Consider the following 17,315-nt stretch of genomic DNA (forward strand, 5'->3'; position numbering starts at 1 on the left):
ACTTGACATTCCGGTGATTTATGAACACACTGTATCCATAAATACCTGTTCGAGTCAATGCTCCTGACAACAAGGACCTTTCGTCATGCTGTTACCTCTTGCCGCACAGCCCTTTACGGCTCCGACGGATCGCGACATGCTTCCCTCCGAGCGGCGCGAGTTCGTGCGCACCCACCGCACCGCCGTGTACGGCTACCGTCGCCGCAACGACGGCCCGGCCATGTCGATCGTCTACTACATCCCCACCGACACCGACGAATTGCTGGTGTCGACGATGGCCGGCCGCGGCAAGGCCCGCATCGTCGAACGTGACGGCAAGGTCAGCTTGTGCGTCCTGGACGAGCGGTGGCCCTTCAGCTACCTGCAGGTCTACGCCGACGCCACACTCGACGAAGACCGCGATCTGGCCGTCGACGTCATGATGGCCGTAGCCGGCCGAATGTCGGGCGAGCCACTCCCCGACGAGGCGCGCCCGTCCGTCGAAGAGATGTGCGACCGGGAGAACCGCGTGGTCATCCGTTGCCGGCCGTATTCCAGCTTCGCGACACCGCCTCGGCACCTGCATCGCAACGACCAGGTAGAGCAACTAAGCCACTGGGTGTCCGGCGTGGTCCCGTGGGATGCCGCCGATCCCACGTGAGCTACTGCGCAGCGTAGCGGTCCCGGAGCTTGGCCAGGGTGGCCTCGATGCCCGACGCGTTGGCCTTCGCGAAACCCATCAGCTCGTAATATCTGAGGCCGTTCTTCAGCGCGCCCGCGGCGTGATAATCGAAGGTCTCGGTCACGCGCGTTGATGTCGGTGAGAGCGACTGGAATTCCCAACGCCAGCGATGCCCTAACGGGTGACGCCATTCGACCACCTCGTTCGGCTTGAGCTCGGTCACCGTGCTAGTGATTCGATAGGGCAGGCCGAACATCTTCATGTTGGTCGAAAACTTCGATCCTTCAACTAGTTCCGTCGGTGCTTTGATGTTGTCGCGAACCGTGCCTGAACCGTCCAGTTCGCTGTGCCGCCGCGGATCGGCGGCCATCGCGAACAGCTCGGCGGCCGGTGCGTTCACTTCTACCGACCGAGAAACGCGCCTGGGTCCGGCGTCGACGACAGTCACGGTCATGATGGCTCCTTCGGTATCCTGCAGCGCCAGGTCGACGCTACGCTTCGCCCGTTCGGTCTTCCATACCCCGGGACTGGCGCCGCAGCAGTGCGCTAATCGTCGGCGCCACGCTTCCCGGTCCGGATAGGGTCCCGTCATGGGCGTCCTACGGTTCATCTGGCAGCGTGTGCTGGCTTTTGACCGAATCGGTTCGCGCATCCCGCAACTGATCCAGATCTGGCTGATCGAGTTCTTCTTCGTCATGCCGTTGATGTTCTTCATCGGAAAGCTCATTGACATTCACGGCGCATTTGGAGTCCCCGGCCACCGAAGAGCGGGTGGGCCGCCTCGGCTGGGAGATCGCCTTCAAGCCGGTGCTGATGCTGTTGGTGATGATGTATGCGATCGTGTGCATCCCGCTGGGTGTGATGTGGTTCAAGGAGAAACGCACCATCGCCGGGGTGATGCTGCTGCTGTCCTTTCCCTGAGCGGCCGCGCCGGTCGACAACCGCGAGTCGGCGAGGCCGCAGTTGACGCATATACCCCCTAGGGGTATAAATCCAATAGAGTCTCGCTCGAGAGGAGCGCAATGAGAACATCCACCAAACTCGCGCTGTTCGGAGCCGGCTTGGCGGTCGTGTTCGGATTCGCCTTCATGGCCGGCGGAGCGCTGATTCCGCACCACGTCGCGTCGTCGTGGACCCAAGCCGGGGACGGCGGCCACCACGGCCACGGACCGGGCACCGAGCCAGTGCGTGGAGTGTCGCTGAGCGCGGGCGACCTGATGCTGGGCGCGGTGACAGCCCCACCGACGGTCGGGCCCCGCGGCGTCCTGTCGTTTCGGATCCAGTCCGTTGCGGGTGTGCCGGTGACGAAGTTCGACACCGAAGACACCAAGAAGTTGCATCTGATCGTGGTGCGTAGCGACGGCACCGAGTTTCGTCATGTGCATCCCACGATGAACGACGACGGCCAGTGGTCGATCCCGTGGGCGTGGGATGCGCCGGGGCCCTATCGCATCTTTGCCGACTTCGTTCCCAGCGCGGGCGCACTTGCGGGCCAGAACACGGTGCTGTCCGCCACCATCAACGTCGAGGGCACTGTCACGCCGCACCGCCCATGGACGCCGTCGGCGATCAGCCTCGTCGACGGGTTCACCGTCACCGTCGACGGCAGCCTCGCGGCGGGAGCCGTATCGACGTTGACCACGACCATCACCCGCGACGGCTTGCCCGTCAGCGTGCAGCCCTACCTGGGCACGTACGGCCATCTGGTGATACTGCGCGAGGGCGATCTGGCCTACTTGCACGCGCATCCGCAGGATGCCGATTCCACGGCCATATCGGCCCAACGTGCCGGGAAGATCACGTTCATGGCCGAACCGCCTACGCCCGGGCGCTATCTGCTCTACCTCGACTTCCAGGTCGACGGTCAAATGCACACCGCCCAGTTCGTCGTCGACGCGCTGACAACACATCAGTAGAGGAATGCGATCATGCCGGAGATGACTGGCTCACCCGCCGCGATGAACAACATCGAGCTTCAGATCGCGGGGATGACGTGTGCCTCCTGCGCGATGCGCATCGAGAACAGACTGAACGGCCTCGATGGGGTCAACGCAACCGTCAACTACGCGACCGAAAAGGCCACCGTCACCGTCCCGCCCGGCTATGACCCCCGGGCGCTGATCGCCGAGGTCGAGAAGACCGGCTACACCGCGGTGCTGCCGCGAAAGCGGCGCGCAGAACCACCGGCCGGGCAGGCGGAAGAAGCCGAGCTGAGATCGCTGCGCAACCGCGTGATTGCCGCCGTTGTGCTCGCGACACCGGTGATCCTGATGGCGATGATCCCGGCCCTGCAATTCCGATATTGGCAATGGGCGTCGTTGGCCCTGGCCGCGCCGGTTGTGGTCTGGGCGGGTTGGCCCTTCCACGCCGCCGCTTGGGCCAACCTCAAGCACGGCGCCGCGACCATGGACACGCTCATCTCGGTCGGCACATTGTCGGCGTTCGTGTGGTCGCTGTATGCGCTCTTCCTAGGTACGGCCGGTGAACCGGGCATGCGCCATCGTTTCGAGCTGACCGTGACACCCAACGACGGCGCCGCCAACACCTACCTTGAAGTGGCCGCGGGCGTGACCCTGTTCGTGCTGGCCGGCCGATACTTCGAGAAGCGCTCCAAGCGACGCGCCGGTGCCGCGCTGCGTGCCCTGCTGGAGCTCGGCGCCAAGGACGTCGCCGTCCTGCGTGAGGGTGCCGAGACGCGCATCTCCGTCGACCAACTCGAGGTGGGCGACGAGTTCGTCGTGCGTCCGGGCGAGAAGATCGCCACCGACGGAACGATCGTTTCGGGCTCGTCGGCCGTGGATGTCTCGATGCTGACCGGCGAGTCCGTTCCCGTCGAGGTTGGTCAGGGCGACGCGGTCACCGGGGCCACGGTGAATGCCGGCGGGCGCCTGGTGGTGCGCGCCACCCGGGTCGGCGACGACACGCAATTGGCGCAGATGGCCCAGCTGGTGGAAACGGCCCAATCGGGCAAGGCCGAGGTGCAGCGGCTCGCCGACCGCATTTCGAGCGTGTTCGTCCCCGTCGTAATTGCCATCGCCGTGGCCACCTTCGGGGCATGGCTGGGCGCCGGCTTTCCCGTCACGGCGGCGTTGACCGCCGCGGTCGCGGTCCTCATCATCGCCTGCCCGTGCGCACTCGGGCTGGCCACTCCCACCGCGCTTTTGGTCGGCACAGGTCGCGCCGCCCAACTCGGGATCCTGATCAAAGGACCCGAAATGCTAGAGTCCACGCGCAAAGTCGACACGATCGTGCTCGACAAAACCGGCACCGTGACCACCGGCAAGATGACCCTGGTCGAGGTGATCGCCACACCAGACACCGACCGCACCACAGTGCTGCGCTATGCCGGCGCGCTGGAAGACGCCTCTGAGCACCCCATCGCACAGGCAATCGCGAAGGGCGCCAAGGCGGAACTCGGCACCCTGCCCGCGCCCGAGGACTTTGCCAACGTGGAAGGCAAAGGCGTGCAAGGCATTGTCGATGGGCACGCGATCATGGTCGGGCGACCGGGCCTACTGGCCGAGTGGATCCAACAGCTCGAGCCGACGTTGTCGGCAGGCAAAGCCCATGCCGAAAGTGACGGCAAGACCGCTGTCGCCGTCAGTTGGGACGGCCGCGTCCGCGCGATTCTGGTAGTCGCCGACACCGTCAAACCCACCAGCGCAGAGGCGATTCGGGAGTTCGAGCGACTGGGGCTGACGCCGGTGTTGCTGACCGGCGACAACCATGCCGTCGCACAGCACATCGCCGATGAGGTCGGTATCAGCCACGTCATCGCCGACGTCATGCCAGCTGACAAGGTCACCGCCGTTCAGCGCCTGCAGTCCGAAGGCAAGGTGGTCGCCATGGTTGGTGACGGTGTCAACGACGCGGCCGCCCTGGCGGCCGCCGACCTGGGGCTGGCCATGGGCACCGGTACAGATGTCGCCATCGAAGCCGCCGACTTGACCCTGGTTCGCGGGGATCTGCGAGCCGCCGCAGATGCAATCCGGCTTTCCCGGCGGACCCTGGCCACCATCAAAGCGAATCTGTTTTGGGCCTTTGGGTACAACGTCGCCGCGATTCCGCTTGCCGCGCTGGGCTTGCTCAACCCGATGCTGGCCGGCGCCGCCATGGCATTCTCCAGCGTGTTCGTGGTCGGTAATAGCCTGCGCCTGCGTAACTTTAAATGCGGTATCAGGGAGGAGAGCCAGCCGCTTGGGGTCCAGGAGGCGTGACATGAACGCGCCCGAGCGGCTCGGGCAACGCGTCGCGCTCGACCTCACATGAGGGTGGTCGGGTTGATGTCGGGGACGTCGATGGACGGCCTCGACGCTGCAGTGGCGGAGCTCGAATGGGACGGCGCTGCGGTCGCGATGTCGCCGCTGGGTCATATCGAGCGGCCGTGGCCGGACGAAATGCGCGCGCGGCTACACGCCTCGTTAGGCCCGACGACGGCGGCCGAACTGTGCGAGCTCGATCAGCTGATCGGGCAGGCTTCGGCGGAGCTCGCCACCGAGCTGCTGCCCGCCGACCTCGTCGTCAGCCACGGGCAGACGGTCCACCACTGGGTGCAAGACCGCGAGGCGAAGGGAACCCTGCAGCTCGGGCAGCCCGCGTGGATCGTCGAGGCCACCGGGTTGCCGGTCATCTCCGACGTCCGCGCGCGGGACGTCGCCGCCGGTGGCCACGGCGCTCCGCTGGCCGGGATCCTCGACGACCTGTGGCTGCGCGGCGAGCACACGCGCGCAGCGCTCAACCTTGGCGGGATCGCGAACGTGACGATTGTCCGCAGCGGCCGTCCCCCAATCGCATTCGACACCGGCCCAGGCAACTGCCTGCTCGACGAGGCGGCCCGGCGCACGATCGGCCGGGTGAGCGACGAGGACGGCCGGCTCGCCGCCCGCGGCGCCCCAGACGCGGCGCTCCTCCAAAACCTGCTCGACGACCCCTACTATGCGCTGACGCCGCCGAAATCGACTGGCCGCGAACACTTCCACCTCGGCGACCTGCCTGATCTCCCGCCAGAAGACCTGCTGGCGACGCTGACGGAACTGACCGCGATCACCGTCGCCGACGCGCTCGCGCCGTACGCGCCCGCCGAAGTCGTCGCGTCAGGAGGCGGCGTCCGCAACCCGTCGCTCCTCGCCGAGCTCGACCGCCGCCTCCCCCTCACCGTCAGCGACGAACGCGGCCTACCGGCACAGGCCAAAGAGGCCTACCTGATGGCATTGATCGGCTTCCTCGCCTGGCACCAGGTGCCGTTGCTCACCGGACCGCACGTGCTCGGACGAATCTCTCCGGGCGACGCGCCGCTCGCGCTTCCGCGGCCCGCCGCTCCGCCCACCGGCCTGCAGATCCGATCGGTGTGAAGCGGATCGCCGCGCAGTCGGAAGGCGTTGGCGCAGATATCAGCTTCCCGCGATCGTGGACGTGAAGCGCGTTGAGTCTGATAGGTTTTCGGCGCACAGACCCTGGCATGAAACGCGGTCCACGACCGAGGAACAGCTGACCCTCCTGCAGGGACTGGCAGTTATGCCAATTGATCCAGGCGGTCAACCAAATTGGCGTGGAAGTGCCCGATCGCGCTCTCGTGTCGCCCGAACTCGAGGAACTCGTTCGCGTTGGCGCGCAAGCCCCGTTGTACGGCCGCTGACATCTCGTTGTCCTCCACACTGCCGCGCGCAACCAGCGTGCCCGCGGGGTTGACCGGCGGCTCGAGCGCTGCTCGTTCGGCGAAATCGGGCTGTGCCATCGAATACACGGTGAACATGCTGTGATCGATGTCCACCGGGTCGATCACCACCATGAGCACCAGGTCGGGGAACGTCGCCAACATGGCGTTGGGGAACAGGTGGTACACGTAGGTCACCCGCGTATCGGTCGACCAGGTGCTCTCCGGCCGGTCGCGGAGCCGTTCAATATTGCGGTAGGGGAAGGCAATACGGCAATTCGGCCCGAACTTCTCGACCACGTTGAGGTCGTCGTACTGCAGCGGGTAGAACGTGTCCTTGTGGGTCGAGCGAATGTGGTAGCCCTCAAGGAACTGCTCGACGAGCACCTTCCAGTTCATCGCTCGCCGCGTGGAGTCCACATAGACGAGCTGTCGGGCCGGCAGCAGCTTGTCGCGCCAGGGGCTTCCGTCCGTCAGCCAGGCCATCTCGTCGCCGGCTTGCCGGTCGCAGGGGTCGAGCGGGCCGATGACGATGAGCCCGTCCACCTCGTGGCTTTCCACCTCGACCAGCCCGCGCGCGGCCATGTCCAGGTCCGGGAAAGCCTCCGGGTGGGGCACGTGGGAGAGCGAACCGTCCAGCCGGTATGTCCAACCGTGGTAGCGGCACACCAGGGCATGCGAGCAACCCGCGCCCTCGACGAGGACGGCACCTCGATGCCGGCATGCGTTGCGGGAGACGCGGGCCCGGTGATCTCGTCCGCGCACTGCGAATAGCGGTACACCGAAGGCGGTTCGCTCGACATGGTCACCCGGGTTGGGAATCGTCGCCGACGGAACGAAGACGCTCGGCATCGCGCGTAGCATCCGCAGCTCCGCCGCGAAACGCTCTGGCCTCAAGTAGTTTTCGACGGGCTCGCGCCAACCGTCACCCTCATCGGTGGTGCCGGCGTCGATATGAGCGAGGATGCGCCGAACTATTTCCACGTCGTTGGAAATGAACGATGTCGTCGCGGAGCTCATGGTTTGTCAGTATCACACTCTTATGGACACGCGTCAATGATTTAGTGATACGGTACCGCGGTGGCGCAATCTCTGGTGAAGCAGCTGATCGGCAACCGGCCGCTGAGCGCGCGCTCTGTGCTTGCGTCAGCGTTACTGGGGTCCGATGAGTCCCGGCTGACGGCGGGCGAACTCATCAACGTGGCGTCGCTGTTCGGCATTAGCGCCGGCGCCACCCGAACCTGCCTGTGGCGCATGGTGTCGGCCGGCGAACTCTCCGCCGACGACGGTAACTATGCGCTCGCCGGACGCCTGCTGGAACGCCGCGAACGCGTCGACGAGGCATCGCGGATGGACGACGCAGCCGAGTGGGACGGGACCTGGGAACTGGCGATCGTCTCGCTCGAGCGTCGGCCCGCGGCGGAACGCCTCGAACTTCGCAAGGCGGCCATCGCACTACACCTAGCTGAGCTTCGTGAGGGTGTCTGGCTACGTCCGGATAACCTTGACTCCCAACGGCTTCCGGGATCGCGTGCGGTGCTGGATCGGCAGTGCATCCACTTCCACGGCGCCGCGACGGACATTTCGCCCGACCAGATGCGGTCACTCTTCTCGCTGGACGAATGGGCAGCGGACGCCGAGGTGCTGATCGAGGCGATGAACCTCCGGGCCAACAAGCGGGCCGATTCGACGCAACGTCTCGCCGATGAGTTCGCGCTGTCCATCGCGGTTGTCAGGCATCTTCAGCTCGACCCTCAATTGCCGGCCGAACTCATACCGGCCCGGTGGCCGGGGCACACCCTGCGGGACACCTACCGCCGCTTCGACGAAGCGTTCAAGCAACGAATGAGCCGTGCCTACCGTGGCTGACTGACGTCTCGAGCCTTGGTGTAGGAAGTAACTGTGTCGCCTTTACAAATTGAGGGGGTCCTGTAATGGATCGCCCCATCGCAACGCCCGTACCCGGAACACCAGCCCTATTGCTTGGCGCGTTTGACCTCGGCGCCCTGGGCTACGACGCCGTTGAATTCTTCGTCTCCGGAACGGCTGCCTGCTACACGCCCACCGCAGAACTCGGACTCGATGGCCGCTGGCCCGTAAAACCTTATGACACAGCTGATTACACCACCCGAATGGTCGTAGTGAAGCCAATAGACCCGGCGCATTTCAACGGAACGGTGCTCGTCGAGTGGCTCAACGTGAGCGGCGGCATCGATGCCCCGGCGGTGTGGTTCATGGCGCATCGCGAAATCGTGCGCTCCGGCTACGCGTACGTCGGCGTCTCGGCCCAACAGGTGGGTGTGCAGGGCGGCGCCAACCTGATGGGCATCGACATGTCGCTGAAGAGCCAGAACCCGACGCGGTATGAGCCGCTGAGCCACCCGGGCGACGCCTTCTCCTACGACATCTTTTCCCAGACCGGGCGACTCGTGCGAGATGGCGTGCTGGGTGAGCTTCGTCCACAGCACGTCGTCGCCTTGGGTGAATCCCAATCGGCGTTGTTCATGACCACCTACGTCAACGCCGTCGACCCGCTGGCCCAGGTTTACGACGGGTTCTTGGTTCATTCCAGATTCGCGGCCGCCGCACCGCTGGACAACAGCTCGATCTTCGACGAATCGCAAGCCAACACCCCCGAAGCCGCCAGATTCAATCCCGGTCTGCGCGTCCCACTCGTTGCCATCATCACCGAGACCGACCTGTTCGGTGGTATCCGATCCGGCTATTACCTTGCGCGCCAACCCGATAACGACCGGCTGCGGGTCTGGGAGATTGCCGGCACCGCACACGCTGACAACTACACGATCCTGGTGGCACCGATCGACTCGGGCTCGGCGCCGCTGAGCGACATCGTGGCGGCATACGCGCCGACCGACATGCTGATGGGTCAGAAATTGCAGCACTGCATCAACTTCGCCCCGCAGCACCACTATGTGCTGCAGGCGGCCTTATCCCAGCTGTGCCGATGGGTTCGAACGGGCGAACCGGCACCCGGCGGCGCAGACATCGAGCTGACCGACGCCGATCCGCCGGAGCCGGTTCTGGATGCCAACGGCCTTGCAACCGGCGGCATCCGTACCCCATGGGTCGACATCCCGGTTGCCCGGACATCTGGAACCGGCAGCGCCGAGAGCCTGATGGCGGCCATCTTCGGCTCCGGGGAGTTATTCGACGCCGCTACTTTGCGCCGGCTCTATCCCGGCGGGCGCGAGGAATATCTGGAACGCTTCACTGCGGCGCTCGACACGGCGATCCGGTCGGGCTTCATATTGCCGGCAGATCGCGAGGAGATCATCGAGATCGCTTCCGCGTCCTATCCCGCTGACGCCTGATTTCTTGCCGCGAGCGTCCGCGAATTGCCGGCCAAACCGGCGTCATCGCGTACATATGCGGTCGCTCGCGGGGGAGAAACTAGCACCAGATGCGCAGGGCCTGTGGCGCGATTTCGGCGGCACGGCCGTCGAGTTGTTCAAGCGTCAGGCTGCTGATCGGATGCGTCGCGACCGCCGGCTCCAGACCGGCCATTCCACGCGACTCCCGCTGCAGCCGAGCCTCCTGCTCGAATTCCGTTGTCACGATTACCACTGTCGGCAGCCCGGCCTCTTCCAGACGCACCGCGTCGTTCACACAGGCCGAGCAGCACGAGCCGCAGTCACCGATTGCGGTTAGCCCGACGTCGTTTTCGGCGGCGATCTGGCTGATCAACTCGGCGTTCGCGTCCGACGAGAAGTGGTGCTTGTCGTAATAGGTGACCGAGGCGAAGGTGTGCCCTTGATCGGCAAGCTCGCGGACAGTGGCACGCAACAGCTTTGCGGCATTCCATTTGGTGTTGCTCAGCACGCCCAGGCGTAGGCCGAGCAGGCTGCTCACCCGGGGAGCCATGGGCAGGGCCTCCACCTCGACGACGCCGCACGGGTCATAAATGTATTCAGTCATCGGACTTCCTTTGCTGAGTTACTTTGCCGCGCAGTGCTTCACAGTCGGCAGGTACCGTCGGAGCAGTCGAACTCGCGACCGGCCCCGCCGGTGTCATCGTCGATTGCGCGCAGCACCGGAGTCGTCGCGGTGCTCCACCCCGGCAGTAACGCCGAGAAGCGGCCGGCTGATCCGCCGGCGACGAACAGGTGAATGTCGTCGGGAGTGAAGACGATCGGCACTCGCCGGCCCGCTTCGCGCGGAAACCATTTCGGCAGATTTCGGTTGTAGGTGCGCCCCCCAGGCGGTGCGTAGCGATTGCCATAGCTCACGTCGTCCCAATCGTTGGTGCCGTTCAACCACAGGTAGCGCCGCACATCGTCTCGGCTCCAGCCGAAGGAGGCGATTGTGCGTGCATGTTCCACACCGATGACGACCGCGCAAGAACCGCCGAGCACAGCGTTGTTGTGCGCGATGGTGCTCATCGCGGAGGCGATGGAATCCAGAATCCCTTGTGGGTCATCGGAAATGTGGTTGGTCACGCTATGCGGCGCTTCCGCCCCGATCACCAGGACGGTGCTGTCGTCGGGCGCATATCCGTGCTCGACGTGATAGGGCGCCCACGGGCTGGCCTCCTCGTTCTCGGCAATGCAGAAGGTGTACTTCCCCGGATGGCCCAGCGTGCTCTTGTCGAGCGCGCCGGGAATGCCGCCACCGACGCTCAGGAGGACCAGCCGAACCGCCCGGCCGATCGTGGCGTTCGCACGGTTGCCGGAACCGAACACATTGCCGCCGGAGTTCATCCCGATCTGACGGCCGATGGGTCCGTTGACGACGATCAGCGGTGCGACCACATGCGTCGTCGCCTGGATGCCATTCAGGTTGAAGCGCGCGTCAACCAGGGCGAGCACAGCCGCCAGCACCACCGGCGCGTACTCGGGTTTGCACCCGGCCATCACCATATTGACGGCCAGAAGTTCGCGCGTCAGGCTGCCCCAACGCGGTGGAATGCGCGCCACGAGTTTGTCGGGATCTCCGCCCAGGACGTCGAGCACCTCAGCTACCCGCTCGGGCGTCGGCGGGACCACTGGAAGCCCGTCACTCCAGGGCTGGTCGAAGTAGTACTCGACGAGGTCGCGTTCGTCGGTGATCAGAGCGGTCATAAGGCAACCGTAGGCTCGTCGTATCTTCACTGTCTAAGACATATCTGCACACCTAATATATTTTGGAGATATGTCAGATCCTGAGCTGCGGTTGCTGCGCTACTTCGTGACCGTCGCCGAGGAACGGCACTTCGGCCGGGCCGCCGCACGGCTACACATCGCTCAGCCTCCGCTGAGTCAGCAGATTCAGAAGCTGGAACGTCAGCTGGGAGTGGACCTGATCGACCGTTCCCGGCGGCCGATCGAACTCACCGATGCTGGCACTGCCCTTTTTCAGGAGGCGCGGCTTGCGCTCACGCACGGTCGGCGAGCATTCGCTGCGGCGCGTAGGGCCGCGGCCGGCCAGCTCGGCCACCTTCACATCGGTGCCCTGCAGGCCGCGGTCGACGGTGTCCTGCCATATGTGATGCGCTCGCACCGCAGGCATTACCCCGACGTCAAGCTCGAGCTGTCGGAGTTGAGCACCGCCGAGCAGGTCTCCCAATTGCTGGAACACCAACTCGATGTCGGCTTCCTGCGCGGACCCGTCGACGAACCGTCGCTGACCATAAAGACTCTGGTCGACGATCCGCTTGCCGCAGTTGTATGGGAGGGTCACGCACTCGCCGAGCATGATCGAGTCGCCCCGGCACTGCTGGCGGATCAGCCGATCATCATGTGGACTCGGGGCGCCGCGGCCACCACCTACGCCGACGTCGTCGAGCTGTTTCGGATGCACAACATCGAGTCGCCGATCGTCGACGAAGTGGCGCGAATCCAGACGATCCTCGCTCTGGTGGCATCCGAGGCCGGAATAGCCTTGCTGCCAACGTCATTCATCAACCTCAGCCGAAGGGGCGTCCGGTTCATCCCGTTGCACGGTCCGCTGCCGAACCGGCCGCTGGCGCTGGCGTGGCGCACCTCAACCGAATCACCAACCCTGCGTTGCTTTCTCGACGTCGCCGTGCAGGCGTCGCCGTTGTACTTGCGCGACCTGAGTCGGCACTACCCGCAGCTCGCATAGCGGCCTGAAGGCCCAGCATCCTAGGTGTGACTGGTCATGCCCCTCACAGCTTTCCGGCGAGCTTCTGCAGGATGTCAGCGGTGGGCTCGGCGGTGGCGTGGCGATATCCGGTGCCCGCCCATAGGTGGACGTAGTCCGGTTCCCCGGCCGCAGCCGCCGCTTTGCGCAACGGGCTGGTCAAGTAGTGAATCGCCGGATACCCCAAGGGCGCCTGCGCTTCGTGGGCGTCGATGAAGCTGTTGCGCAGCCCGCGGGCGGGGCGGCCGGTGAAGGCTCGGGTCAACACTGTCTCGGTGCGCGACGGATCGACGAGGGCGGCCTGGTGGGTGGCCGAGGCGCCGCTCTCGGTGGCACGCAGCAAGACGGTGCCGACCATGGCCGCGGCGGCGCCCGCACGGATCACCTCGACGACGTCCTCCGGGGTGGCGATGCCTCCGGTTGCAACGACGGGGATGTCCACCGCCTGGGTGACGCTGCGCACCAGCTCGGCGATCGGCGTCGTAGCCACCGGCTCGCGCGGCGTGAGGGTAGCCGAGTGCCCCCCGGCCGTCGACGCCTGCACGGCGAGCAGGTCGACACCGGCGGCGCGGGCTTGAGTCGCCTGTTCCGCAGTGGTGACCGTCTGCATCACCAGAGTGCCGGCCTTCTGCAGCGCGGTAAGCACGTTGCCGGGTGGAATGCCGAAGGTGAAGGACGCGATCGGCACCGGGTCGTCGAGCAGCAGCGCGATCTTGGCATCGAACCGATCGTCGTCCTCGATGGGCTCGGGCGGCAGGGTCAGGCCAAACCGGTCGGCTTCAAGCTGAATGATGGCGGCATAGCTTCGGTAGCTCTCCGGGTCGACCGGCAGCGGGTTGGGGGCGAACACGTTGACCCCGAACGGGACACCGTCGGCCCGTACCTGTTTGATCTCGGCCGCCACGGCCTCGGTGGTCTTGTAGCCGGCCGCGAGCATGCCCAGACCGCCCGCCCGAGTCGCCGCGCAGACCATCGCCGGCGTGGTCGGACCGCCCGACATCGGTGCGGCAACGATGGGAAAGGACATTCCGAACTGCTCGAGCATGCTCACACCTGTCAGTTGTGATCCTCGTCATACCGCGCCGGTCGACGGTCGCGACGGCAACGCCTCCAGGTAAAGCACACCGGTTGCAACGTTCGCAACGGCGCCGATTCGGCTCAGGACGAATGCAGCGCGGCTATGTATCGCAGAGCGGCCTCGCGGCCGTGGGTTCTGGCAAGGTCAGCAGCCACATCTCGGTTTGATATCAGCGGTGACCTCCCGCCCCGAATCCGACAGATCCGGCCTGGTACTGGTACGGTTCGCTGCTGTGGCGGCGTCATTTCTCAACCCGGGCATCCTTCACCGAGGGGTGTCCGTTGCGCAGCGCGCCGCAAACCACCCGTGCCCGCTGCTGAGGGACGCGCGGTGTCAGACCTGAACCGTCGTCGCTTCCTCGGGGCGCTCGCCGCGGCCACCGTCGCCGGCGTCGGAGCGGCGCGTCTGGTGGTCGACCCGCAACCGCGAACATTCGCCCAAGCGCCCGTGGCGGCAGCGAGTCCGCCGGGGGCGGCGACCGCCGTCCGAGCGGCGCGCGTGTTGCCTCCCCCACCGTCGACCGCGCGCATCGGGCTGCCGGGCGGTGGGGCACTGATGAAGCTGCCCGGCCAGGGTGATCTGCTCGCGCTGACCGTCGACGACGGTGTCAACAGCGAAGTAGTGCGCGCCTACATCCAGTTCGCCAAAGACACCGGCGTGCGGCTGACGTTCTTCGTCAATGGCACCTATGACTCGTGGACCGAGAACGTTGCGCTGCTTCGGCCGCTGGTGGATTCGGGGCAGATCCAGCTCGGCAACCACACCTGGTCGCATCCGGATTTGACGACGCAGACCAAAAGCCAGATCGCTCAGCAGCTGACCCGGAACGACGATTTCTTGAAAAAGACTTACGGCGTTGGCGCGAAACCATATTGGCGTCCGCCGTACGCAAAGCACAACGGCGCCGTCGACGCAGTGGCGGCCGACCTCGGCTACACCGTTCCGGTTCTGTGGTCGGGCTCGCTGTCGGATTCGACGCTGATCACCGAGGAATACATCGTGAAGATGGCCAACCAGTACTTCACCCCTCAGGCCATCGTCATCGGACATCTCAACCACCTACCGGTCACGCATGTCTATCCGCAGCTCGTCGAGGTCATCCGGGCCCGCAATCTGCGTACCGTGACACTCAACGACGTGTTTCTGAAAACTCCTTAGCGGCAATGGGTTTCGCTGAGCGCCTCAGCGGTCGCGTTGGCGACCTATTGATGTAGCGAAATCTGGCGCGCCGTCGCGCCGCGGGTTTTACGATGCGGTGCAGCGGCGTTGAAGGAGGCTCGCCATGGCACTGCCCGCTTTGGTTCTTGTGCACGGCGGTGGACTCGCCGCCGATTCGTGGGAGTTGACTGTCGACGAGATCCACCGGCTGGCACCGGAGTTGACGGTACTGACCCCCGATATGCCGGGACGGCGGAACAAGCCGGGAGATCTCAAGACGATGACCATCGCCGACTATGTGGACTCGCTTGTCGGCGATGTCGAAAGCGCCGGGTTGGACGACATCGTCATCGCTGGCCACTCACTGGGAGCGATGACGCTGCCCGGGGTGGTCACCAAGCTTGGAGCGGCGCGAGTACGCGAAATGATCTTCGCCGCCAGCTTCCTTCCGCCTGAAGGCACATCGATCGTGGATGGCTCACCGCGGATTATTGCGACAATCGCCCGGCATCGGGCAAAGAAGAACGTGCCGGCGCCCACACCGCAGTGGTACGCGCGACTCGTGTTCATGAATGGCGTGCCTTCGGATCGCCGTCGATTCATGAACGGCAAGCTCTATGCGGAGTCGCTGCGCATCCTCACCGAGAAGGTGTCTCGGCGGGCAATTCCCGACCAGATCAATCGCACCTGGATTCTGACTCGGCGCGATCGCGCACTGGCTCCGAAAGTGCAGCGCCAATACATCGACGCGCTGGGCGGAGTTCAAGCGGTCTTCGAGGTAGACACCTGCCACATGCTGATGGTCAGCGAACCCGAACGGCTGGCAGAGCTCCTCGTCGAGCGCTGCCGGTCTTACGCGTAGTCCCGATCCCGAACAACTTAGCCGCAGCGCTGCGCTTTAATGTCCATTGCGCGGGACGTCAAATTGTGATTTGATGTACCTCGCCATGGACACGAAAAAGCGCAGCTACGAGATGCGGGCCCGGAAGGAGGCGACGGCCGCGACTCGCAGCGCCATCGTGGCAGCGGCGGTAGATTCCGTCATGGCGGAGCGGTCGCTGGGAATCACCCTGGGCACAGTCGCCGACCGCGCCGGCGTCACCGTCAAGACTGTGCTGCGGCACTTCGGCACTCGCGAAGCGCTCATCGAGGAAGCCGCCGCGCGGGCCCTGCAGGATGTGCTCCTCGAGCGGACGGCTCCGCCCGACGACGTCGAACATGCATTGACGGTGCTCATCGCGCATTACGAGCGGCGCGGTGACCCCGTGCTTGGCGTGCTGGCCGAGGAGGATGGCGACCCTCGAGCCCGTCAAATCTGCAATACCGGAAGGGCTTTGCATCGCAAATGGGTCGAAGACCTGTTCGGTTCGGAACTGCCGCCCGAAGCCGTTGAACGGGCTCGGCTTGTTGACGCTTTGGTGGTGGCCACCGACGTGTACGCCTGGAAGTTGCTGCGACGGGATCGGTGTCTGAGCGTCGATGACGTTCGCGACCGGATGCTGCTGATGTGCGGTGCCGTTTTGGCCGCGCCGGCCAATGCAGCCGTCGAAGGGGCAATGCGATGAGGGTGCTGTTCGCGGTGGTCGACGGAGGCGGAAATATCCCGCCACAGCTGGCGGTCGCCCGCGCTTTGCGCGCTCGCGGAGCCGAGGTCCACTTCATCGGTCATCAGGGCATCCGTGCCCAGGTCCAGGACGCCGGCTTTTCCTTCGAATCATTCATGACAACAGGGGAATTCAGCCCGACGGTGCAACGACCGTTACTGAGCTTGATGAGCGATTTCGCCAAGGTCGCCATGGACCGCCGAGTCGGGCGCGACGTGTTGGCAGCGGGACAGCGCCACGGTGCGGACGTGATCGTCGTCGACGTATTGCTGCCGGCGGCGATCTATGAAGTCGTGGCATCCGGTATCCCGACCGTGGTATTCGTGCACTTCTTCTATCGCGGATTGCAAGACCTGGCCGCCGGTCCGGTCGGGTGGCTCCTACGTCTTCGCGGCACCCCGCCGCTCGGGCTGGAACGCACCGCGGCGCTGCGAATCGTCACTGCCCGTTCCGATCTCGACCCGATGCGCGGCACTCCGCCCGTGCGTCATGTCGGCGTGGTATGGCAGGGAACCCCGAGCGCCGCAACGGAAATGCCGGTGCCGCGAGTTCTGGTCAGCCTGAGTACGTGCGCATTCGCCGGCCAACGGCGCATGCTGCAGCACATCCTCGACGCCGTCGGACCATTGCCGGTGAAGGCGACGGTGACGGTGGGACCGGCCATCGATGCTTCCGGACTGCGCGTTCCGGCCAACGCGACGCTGCACGCTTGGCTCGATCACGACGAGGTGCTGGCGACCAGTTCGTTGGTCGTGGGCCACGGTGGACACAGCACGACGATGCGGGCGCTGTCTTTCGGTGTGCCACTGGTAGTTATGCCCGCCAATACGCTGATCGACCAGAAGCGCGTCGGCGCCGTCCTGGAGAATGTCGGCGCCGGCATCTTGCTACCCAAGCACGCCACTGCGCGCCGGATACGCTCGGCAATCAGCAGGGTGCTGGGAGACACTGCTTACCGAGATGCCGCACGCCGCCTCGGCGAAAGCATCCGGGAACGTGATGGCGCTGAGAGAGCAGCCGACGCGATCAGCGAGTTCGCGGAATCATATGTCGCGCAGTGAA

General features: G+C 65.1%; 17 protein-coding genes. 12 read left to right on the forward strand and 5 right to left on the reverse strand.

What is annotated here, in order from left to right:
• The first annotated feature begins 85 nt into the window (after window positions 1-85).
• Window positions 86-640 (forward strand): pyridoxamine 5'-phosphate oxidase family protein, encoded by a 555-nt coding sequence (locus A9W99_RS03435; RefSeq protein ID WP_067373320.1) that lies wholly within the window; start codon window positions 86-88, stop codon window positions 638-640.
• Window position 641: 1 nt separating this feature from the next.
• Here A9W99_RS03435 and A9W99_RS03440 read toward each other — a convergent pair whose 3' ends face one another.
• The gene (locus A9W99_RS03440; RefSeq protein ID WP_067373606.1) at window positions 642-1,115 is read right to left on the reverse strand and encodes an SRPBCC family protein; all 474 of its coding nucleotides are present in this window, start codon (window positions 1,113-1,115) and stop codon (window positions 642-644) included.
• Window positions 1,116-1,387: 272 nt separating this feature from the next.
• On the opposite strand from A9W99_RS03440, the gene A9W99_RS27070 reads away from it, so the two are divergent.
• The 4 genes from A9W99_RS27070 (at window position 1,388) to A9W99_RS03460 (ending at window position 6,012) form a co-directional block, all read left to right on the forward strand.
• Entirely contained in the window at window positions 1,388-1,582 is a 195-nt protein-coding gene (locus A9W99_RS27070; protein WP_067373323.1) for a hypothetical protein, read from the forward strand.
• 101 nt (window positions 1,583-1,683) lie between these two features.
• Window positions 1,684-2,577, forward strand: a complete 894-nt coding sequence (locus A9W99_RS03450; protein WP_067373326.1) for a hypothetical protein — start codon at window positions 1,684-1,686, stop codon at window positions 2,575-2,577.
• A gap of 12 nt (window positions 2,578-2,589) precedes the next feature.
• The gene (locus A9W99_RS03455; RefSeq protein ID WP_067373329.1) at window positions 2,590-4,878 is read left to right on the forward strand and encodes a cation-translocating P-type ATPase; all 2,289 of its coding nucleotides are present in this window, start codon (window positions 2,590-2,592) and stop codon (window positions 4,876-4,878) included.
• A 48-nt stretch (window positions 4,879-4,926) separates the two neighbouring features.
• Window positions 4,927-6,012: an anhydro-N-acetylmuramic acid kinase gene (locus A9W99_RS03460; protein ID WP_082929796.1), complete on the forward strand. Its 1,086-nt coding sequence runs from the start codon at window positions 4,927-4,929 to the stop codon at window positions 6,010-6,012.
• Between the two features lie 161 nt (window positions 6,013-6,173).
• On the opposite strand, the gene A9W99_RS03465 is transcribed toward A9W99_RS03460, so the two are convergent.
• The gene (locus tag A9W99_RS03465; RefSeq protein WP_067373332.1) at window positions 6,174-7,334 is read right to left on the reverse strand and encodes an SRPBCC family protein; all 1,161 of its coding nucleotides are present in this window, start codon (window positions 7,332-7,334) and stop codon (window positions 6,174-6,176) included.
• A 60-nt stretch (window positions 7,335-7,394) separates the two neighbouring features.
• Between A9W99_RS03465 and A9W99_RS03470 the strand changes: the two genes are divergently transcribed.
• Both A9W99_RS03470 and A9W99_RS03475 read left to right on the forward strand, forming a co-directional pair.
• Window positions 7,395-8,183 carry a PaaX family transcriptional regulator C-terminal domain-containing protein gene (locus tag A9W99_RS03470; protein WP_067373335.1) on the forward strand — a complete coding sequence of 263 codons (789 nt, stop codon included), beginning with the start codon at window positions 7,395-7,397 and terminating at the stop codon, window positions 8,181-8,183.
• A 65-nt stretch (window positions 8,184-8,248) separates the two neighbouring features.
• Window positions 8,249-9,646, forward strand: coding sequence for an alpha/beta hydrolase domain-containing protein (locus A9W99_RS03475; protein WP_067373339.1), 1,398 nt, complete (start codon window positions 8,249-8,251; stop codon window positions 9,644-9,646).
• 79 nt (window positions 9,647-9,725) lie between these two features.
• On the opposite strand, the gene A9W99_RS03480 is transcribed toward A9W99_RS03475, so the two are convergent.
• Complete coding sequence (locus tag A9W99_RS03480) at window positions 9,726-10,250, reverse strand: UGSC family (seleno)protein (RefSeq protein ID WP_067373342.1); 525 nt, start codon at window positions 10,248-10,250, stop codon at window positions 9,726-9,728.
• 38 nt (window positions 10,251-10,288) lie between these two features.
• Window positions 10,289-11,392 carry a hypothetical protein gene (locus A9W99_RS03485; RefSeq protein WP_067373345.1) on the reverse strand — a complete coding sequence of 368 codons (1,104 nt, stop codon included), beginning with the start codon at window positions 11,390-11,392 and terminating at the stop codon, window positions 10,289-10,291.
• A 70-nt stretch (window positions 11,393-11,462) separates the two neighbouring features.
• Here A9W99_RS03485 and A9W99_RS03490 point away from each other — a divergent pair, with 70 nt between their 5' ends.
• Window positions 11,463-12,395 carry a LysR family transcriptional regulator gene (locus A9W99_RS03490; RefSeq protein WP_067373348.1) on the forward strand — a complete coding sequence of 311 codons (933 nt, stop codon included), beginning with the start codon at window positions 11,463-11,465 and terminating at the stop codon, window positions 12,393-12,395.
• Window positions 12,396-12,438: 43 nt separating this feature from the next.
• On the opposite strand, the gene A9W99_RS03495 is transcribed toward A9W99_RS03490, so the two are convergent.
• Window positions 12,439-13,458, reverse strand: coding sequence for a nitronate monooxygenase family protein (locus A9W99_RS03495; protein ID WP_067373612.1), 1,020 nt, complete (start codon window positions 13,456-13,458; stop codon window positions 12,439-12,441).
• Between the two features lie 372 nt (window positions 13,459-13,830).
• Here A9W99_RS03495 and A9W99_RS03500 point away from each other — a divergent pair, with 372 nt between their 5' ends.
• The 4 genes from A9W99_RS03500 (at window position 13,831) to A9W99_RS03515 (ending at window position 17,314) form a co-directional block, all read left to right on the forward strand.
• A complete protein-coding gene (locus A9W99_RS03500; RefSeq protein ID WP_067373615.1) occupies window positions 13,831-14,649 on the forward strand; it encodes a polysaccharide deacetylase family protein in 819 nt (272 codons plus the stop codon).
• Window positions 14,650-14,773: 124 nt separating this feature from the next.
• Complete coding sequence (locus A9W99_RS03505; protein WP_067373351.1) at window positions 14,774-15,511, forward strand: alpha/beta fold hydrolase; 738 nt, start codon at window positions 14,774-14,776, stop codon at window positions 15,509-15,511.
• A gap of 85 nt (window positions 15,512-15,596) precedes the next feature.
• Window positions 15,597-16,214, forward strand: coding sequence for a TetR/AcrR family transcriptional regulator (locus A9W99_RS03510; protein WP_067373353.1), 618 nt, complete (start codon window positions 15,597-15,599; stop codon window positions 16,212-16,214).
• Complete coding sequence (locus A9W99_RS03515; protein WP_082929798.1) at window positions 16,211-17,314, forward strand: glycosyltransferase; 1,104 nt, start codon at window positions 16,211-16,213, stop codon at window positions 17,312-17,314. Before A9W99_RS03510 ends, A9W99_RS03515 begins: the two co-directional genes overlap by 4 nt.
• Window position 17,315 lies beyond the last annotated feature (1 nt).

The organism is Mycobacterium sp. 1164966.3, assembly GCF_001665395.1.
GTDB lineage: Bacteria > Actinomycetota > Actinomycetes > Mycobacteriales > Mycobacteriaceae > Mycobacterium.

Coding starts and splice junctions, on each gene's coding strand:
- A9W99_RS03455 (WP_067373329.1), top strand. CDS start 2,590: ATGCCGGAGATGACTGGCTCACCCGCCGCGATGAACAACATCGAGCTT.
- A9W99_RS03490 (WP_067373348.1), top strand. CDS start 11,463: ATGTCAGATCCTGAGCTGCGGTTGCTGCGCTACTTCGTGACCGTCGCC.
- A9W99_RS03515 (WP_082929798.1), top strand. CDS start 16,211: ATGAGGGTGCTGTTCGCGGTGGTCGACGGAGGCGGAAATATCCCGCCA.
- A9W99_RS03450 (WP_067373326.1), top strand. CDS start 1,684: ATGAGAACATCCACCAAACTCGCGCTGTTCGGAGCCGGCTTGGCGGTC.
- A9W99_RS03465 (WP_067373332.1), bottom strand. CDS start 7,334: ATGAGCTCCGCGACGACATCGTTCATTTCCAACGACGTGGAAATAGTT.
- A9W99_RS03440 (WP_067373606.1), bottom strand. CDS start 1,115: ATGACCGTGACTGTCGTCGACGCCGGACCCAGGCGCGTTTCTCGGTCG.
- A9W99_RS03475 (WP_067373339.1), top strand. CDS start 8,249: ATGGATCGCCCCATCGCAACGCCCGTACCCGGAACACCAGCCCTATTG.
- A9W99_RS03485 (WP_067373345.1), bottom strand. CDS start 11,392: ATGACCGCTCTGATCACCGACGAACGCGACCTCGTCGAGTACTACTTC.
- A9W99_RS03505 (WP_067373351.1), top strand. CDS start 14,774: ATGGCACTGCCCGCTTTGGTTCTTGTGCACGGCGGTGGACTCGCCGCC.
- A9W99_RS03435 (WP_067373320.1), top strand. CDS start 86: ATGCTGTTACCTCTTGCCGCACAGCCCTTTACGGCTCCGACGGATCGC.
- A9W99_RS03460 (WP_082929796.1), top strand. CDS start 4,927: ATGAGGGTGGTCGGGTTGATGTCGGGGACGTCGATGGACGGCCTCGAC.
- A9W99_RS03495 (WP_067373612.1), bottom strand. CDS start 13,458: ATGCTCGAGCAGTTCGGAATGTCCTTTCCCATCGTTGCCGCACCGATG.
- A9W99_RS03510 (WP_067373353.1), top strand. CDS start 15,597: ATGGACACGAAAAAGCGCAGCTACGAGATGCGGGCCCGGAAGGAGGCG.
- A9W99_RS03480 (WP_067373342.1), bottom strand. CDS start 10,250: ATGACTGAATACATTTATGACCCGTGCGGCGTCGTCGAGGTGGAGGCC.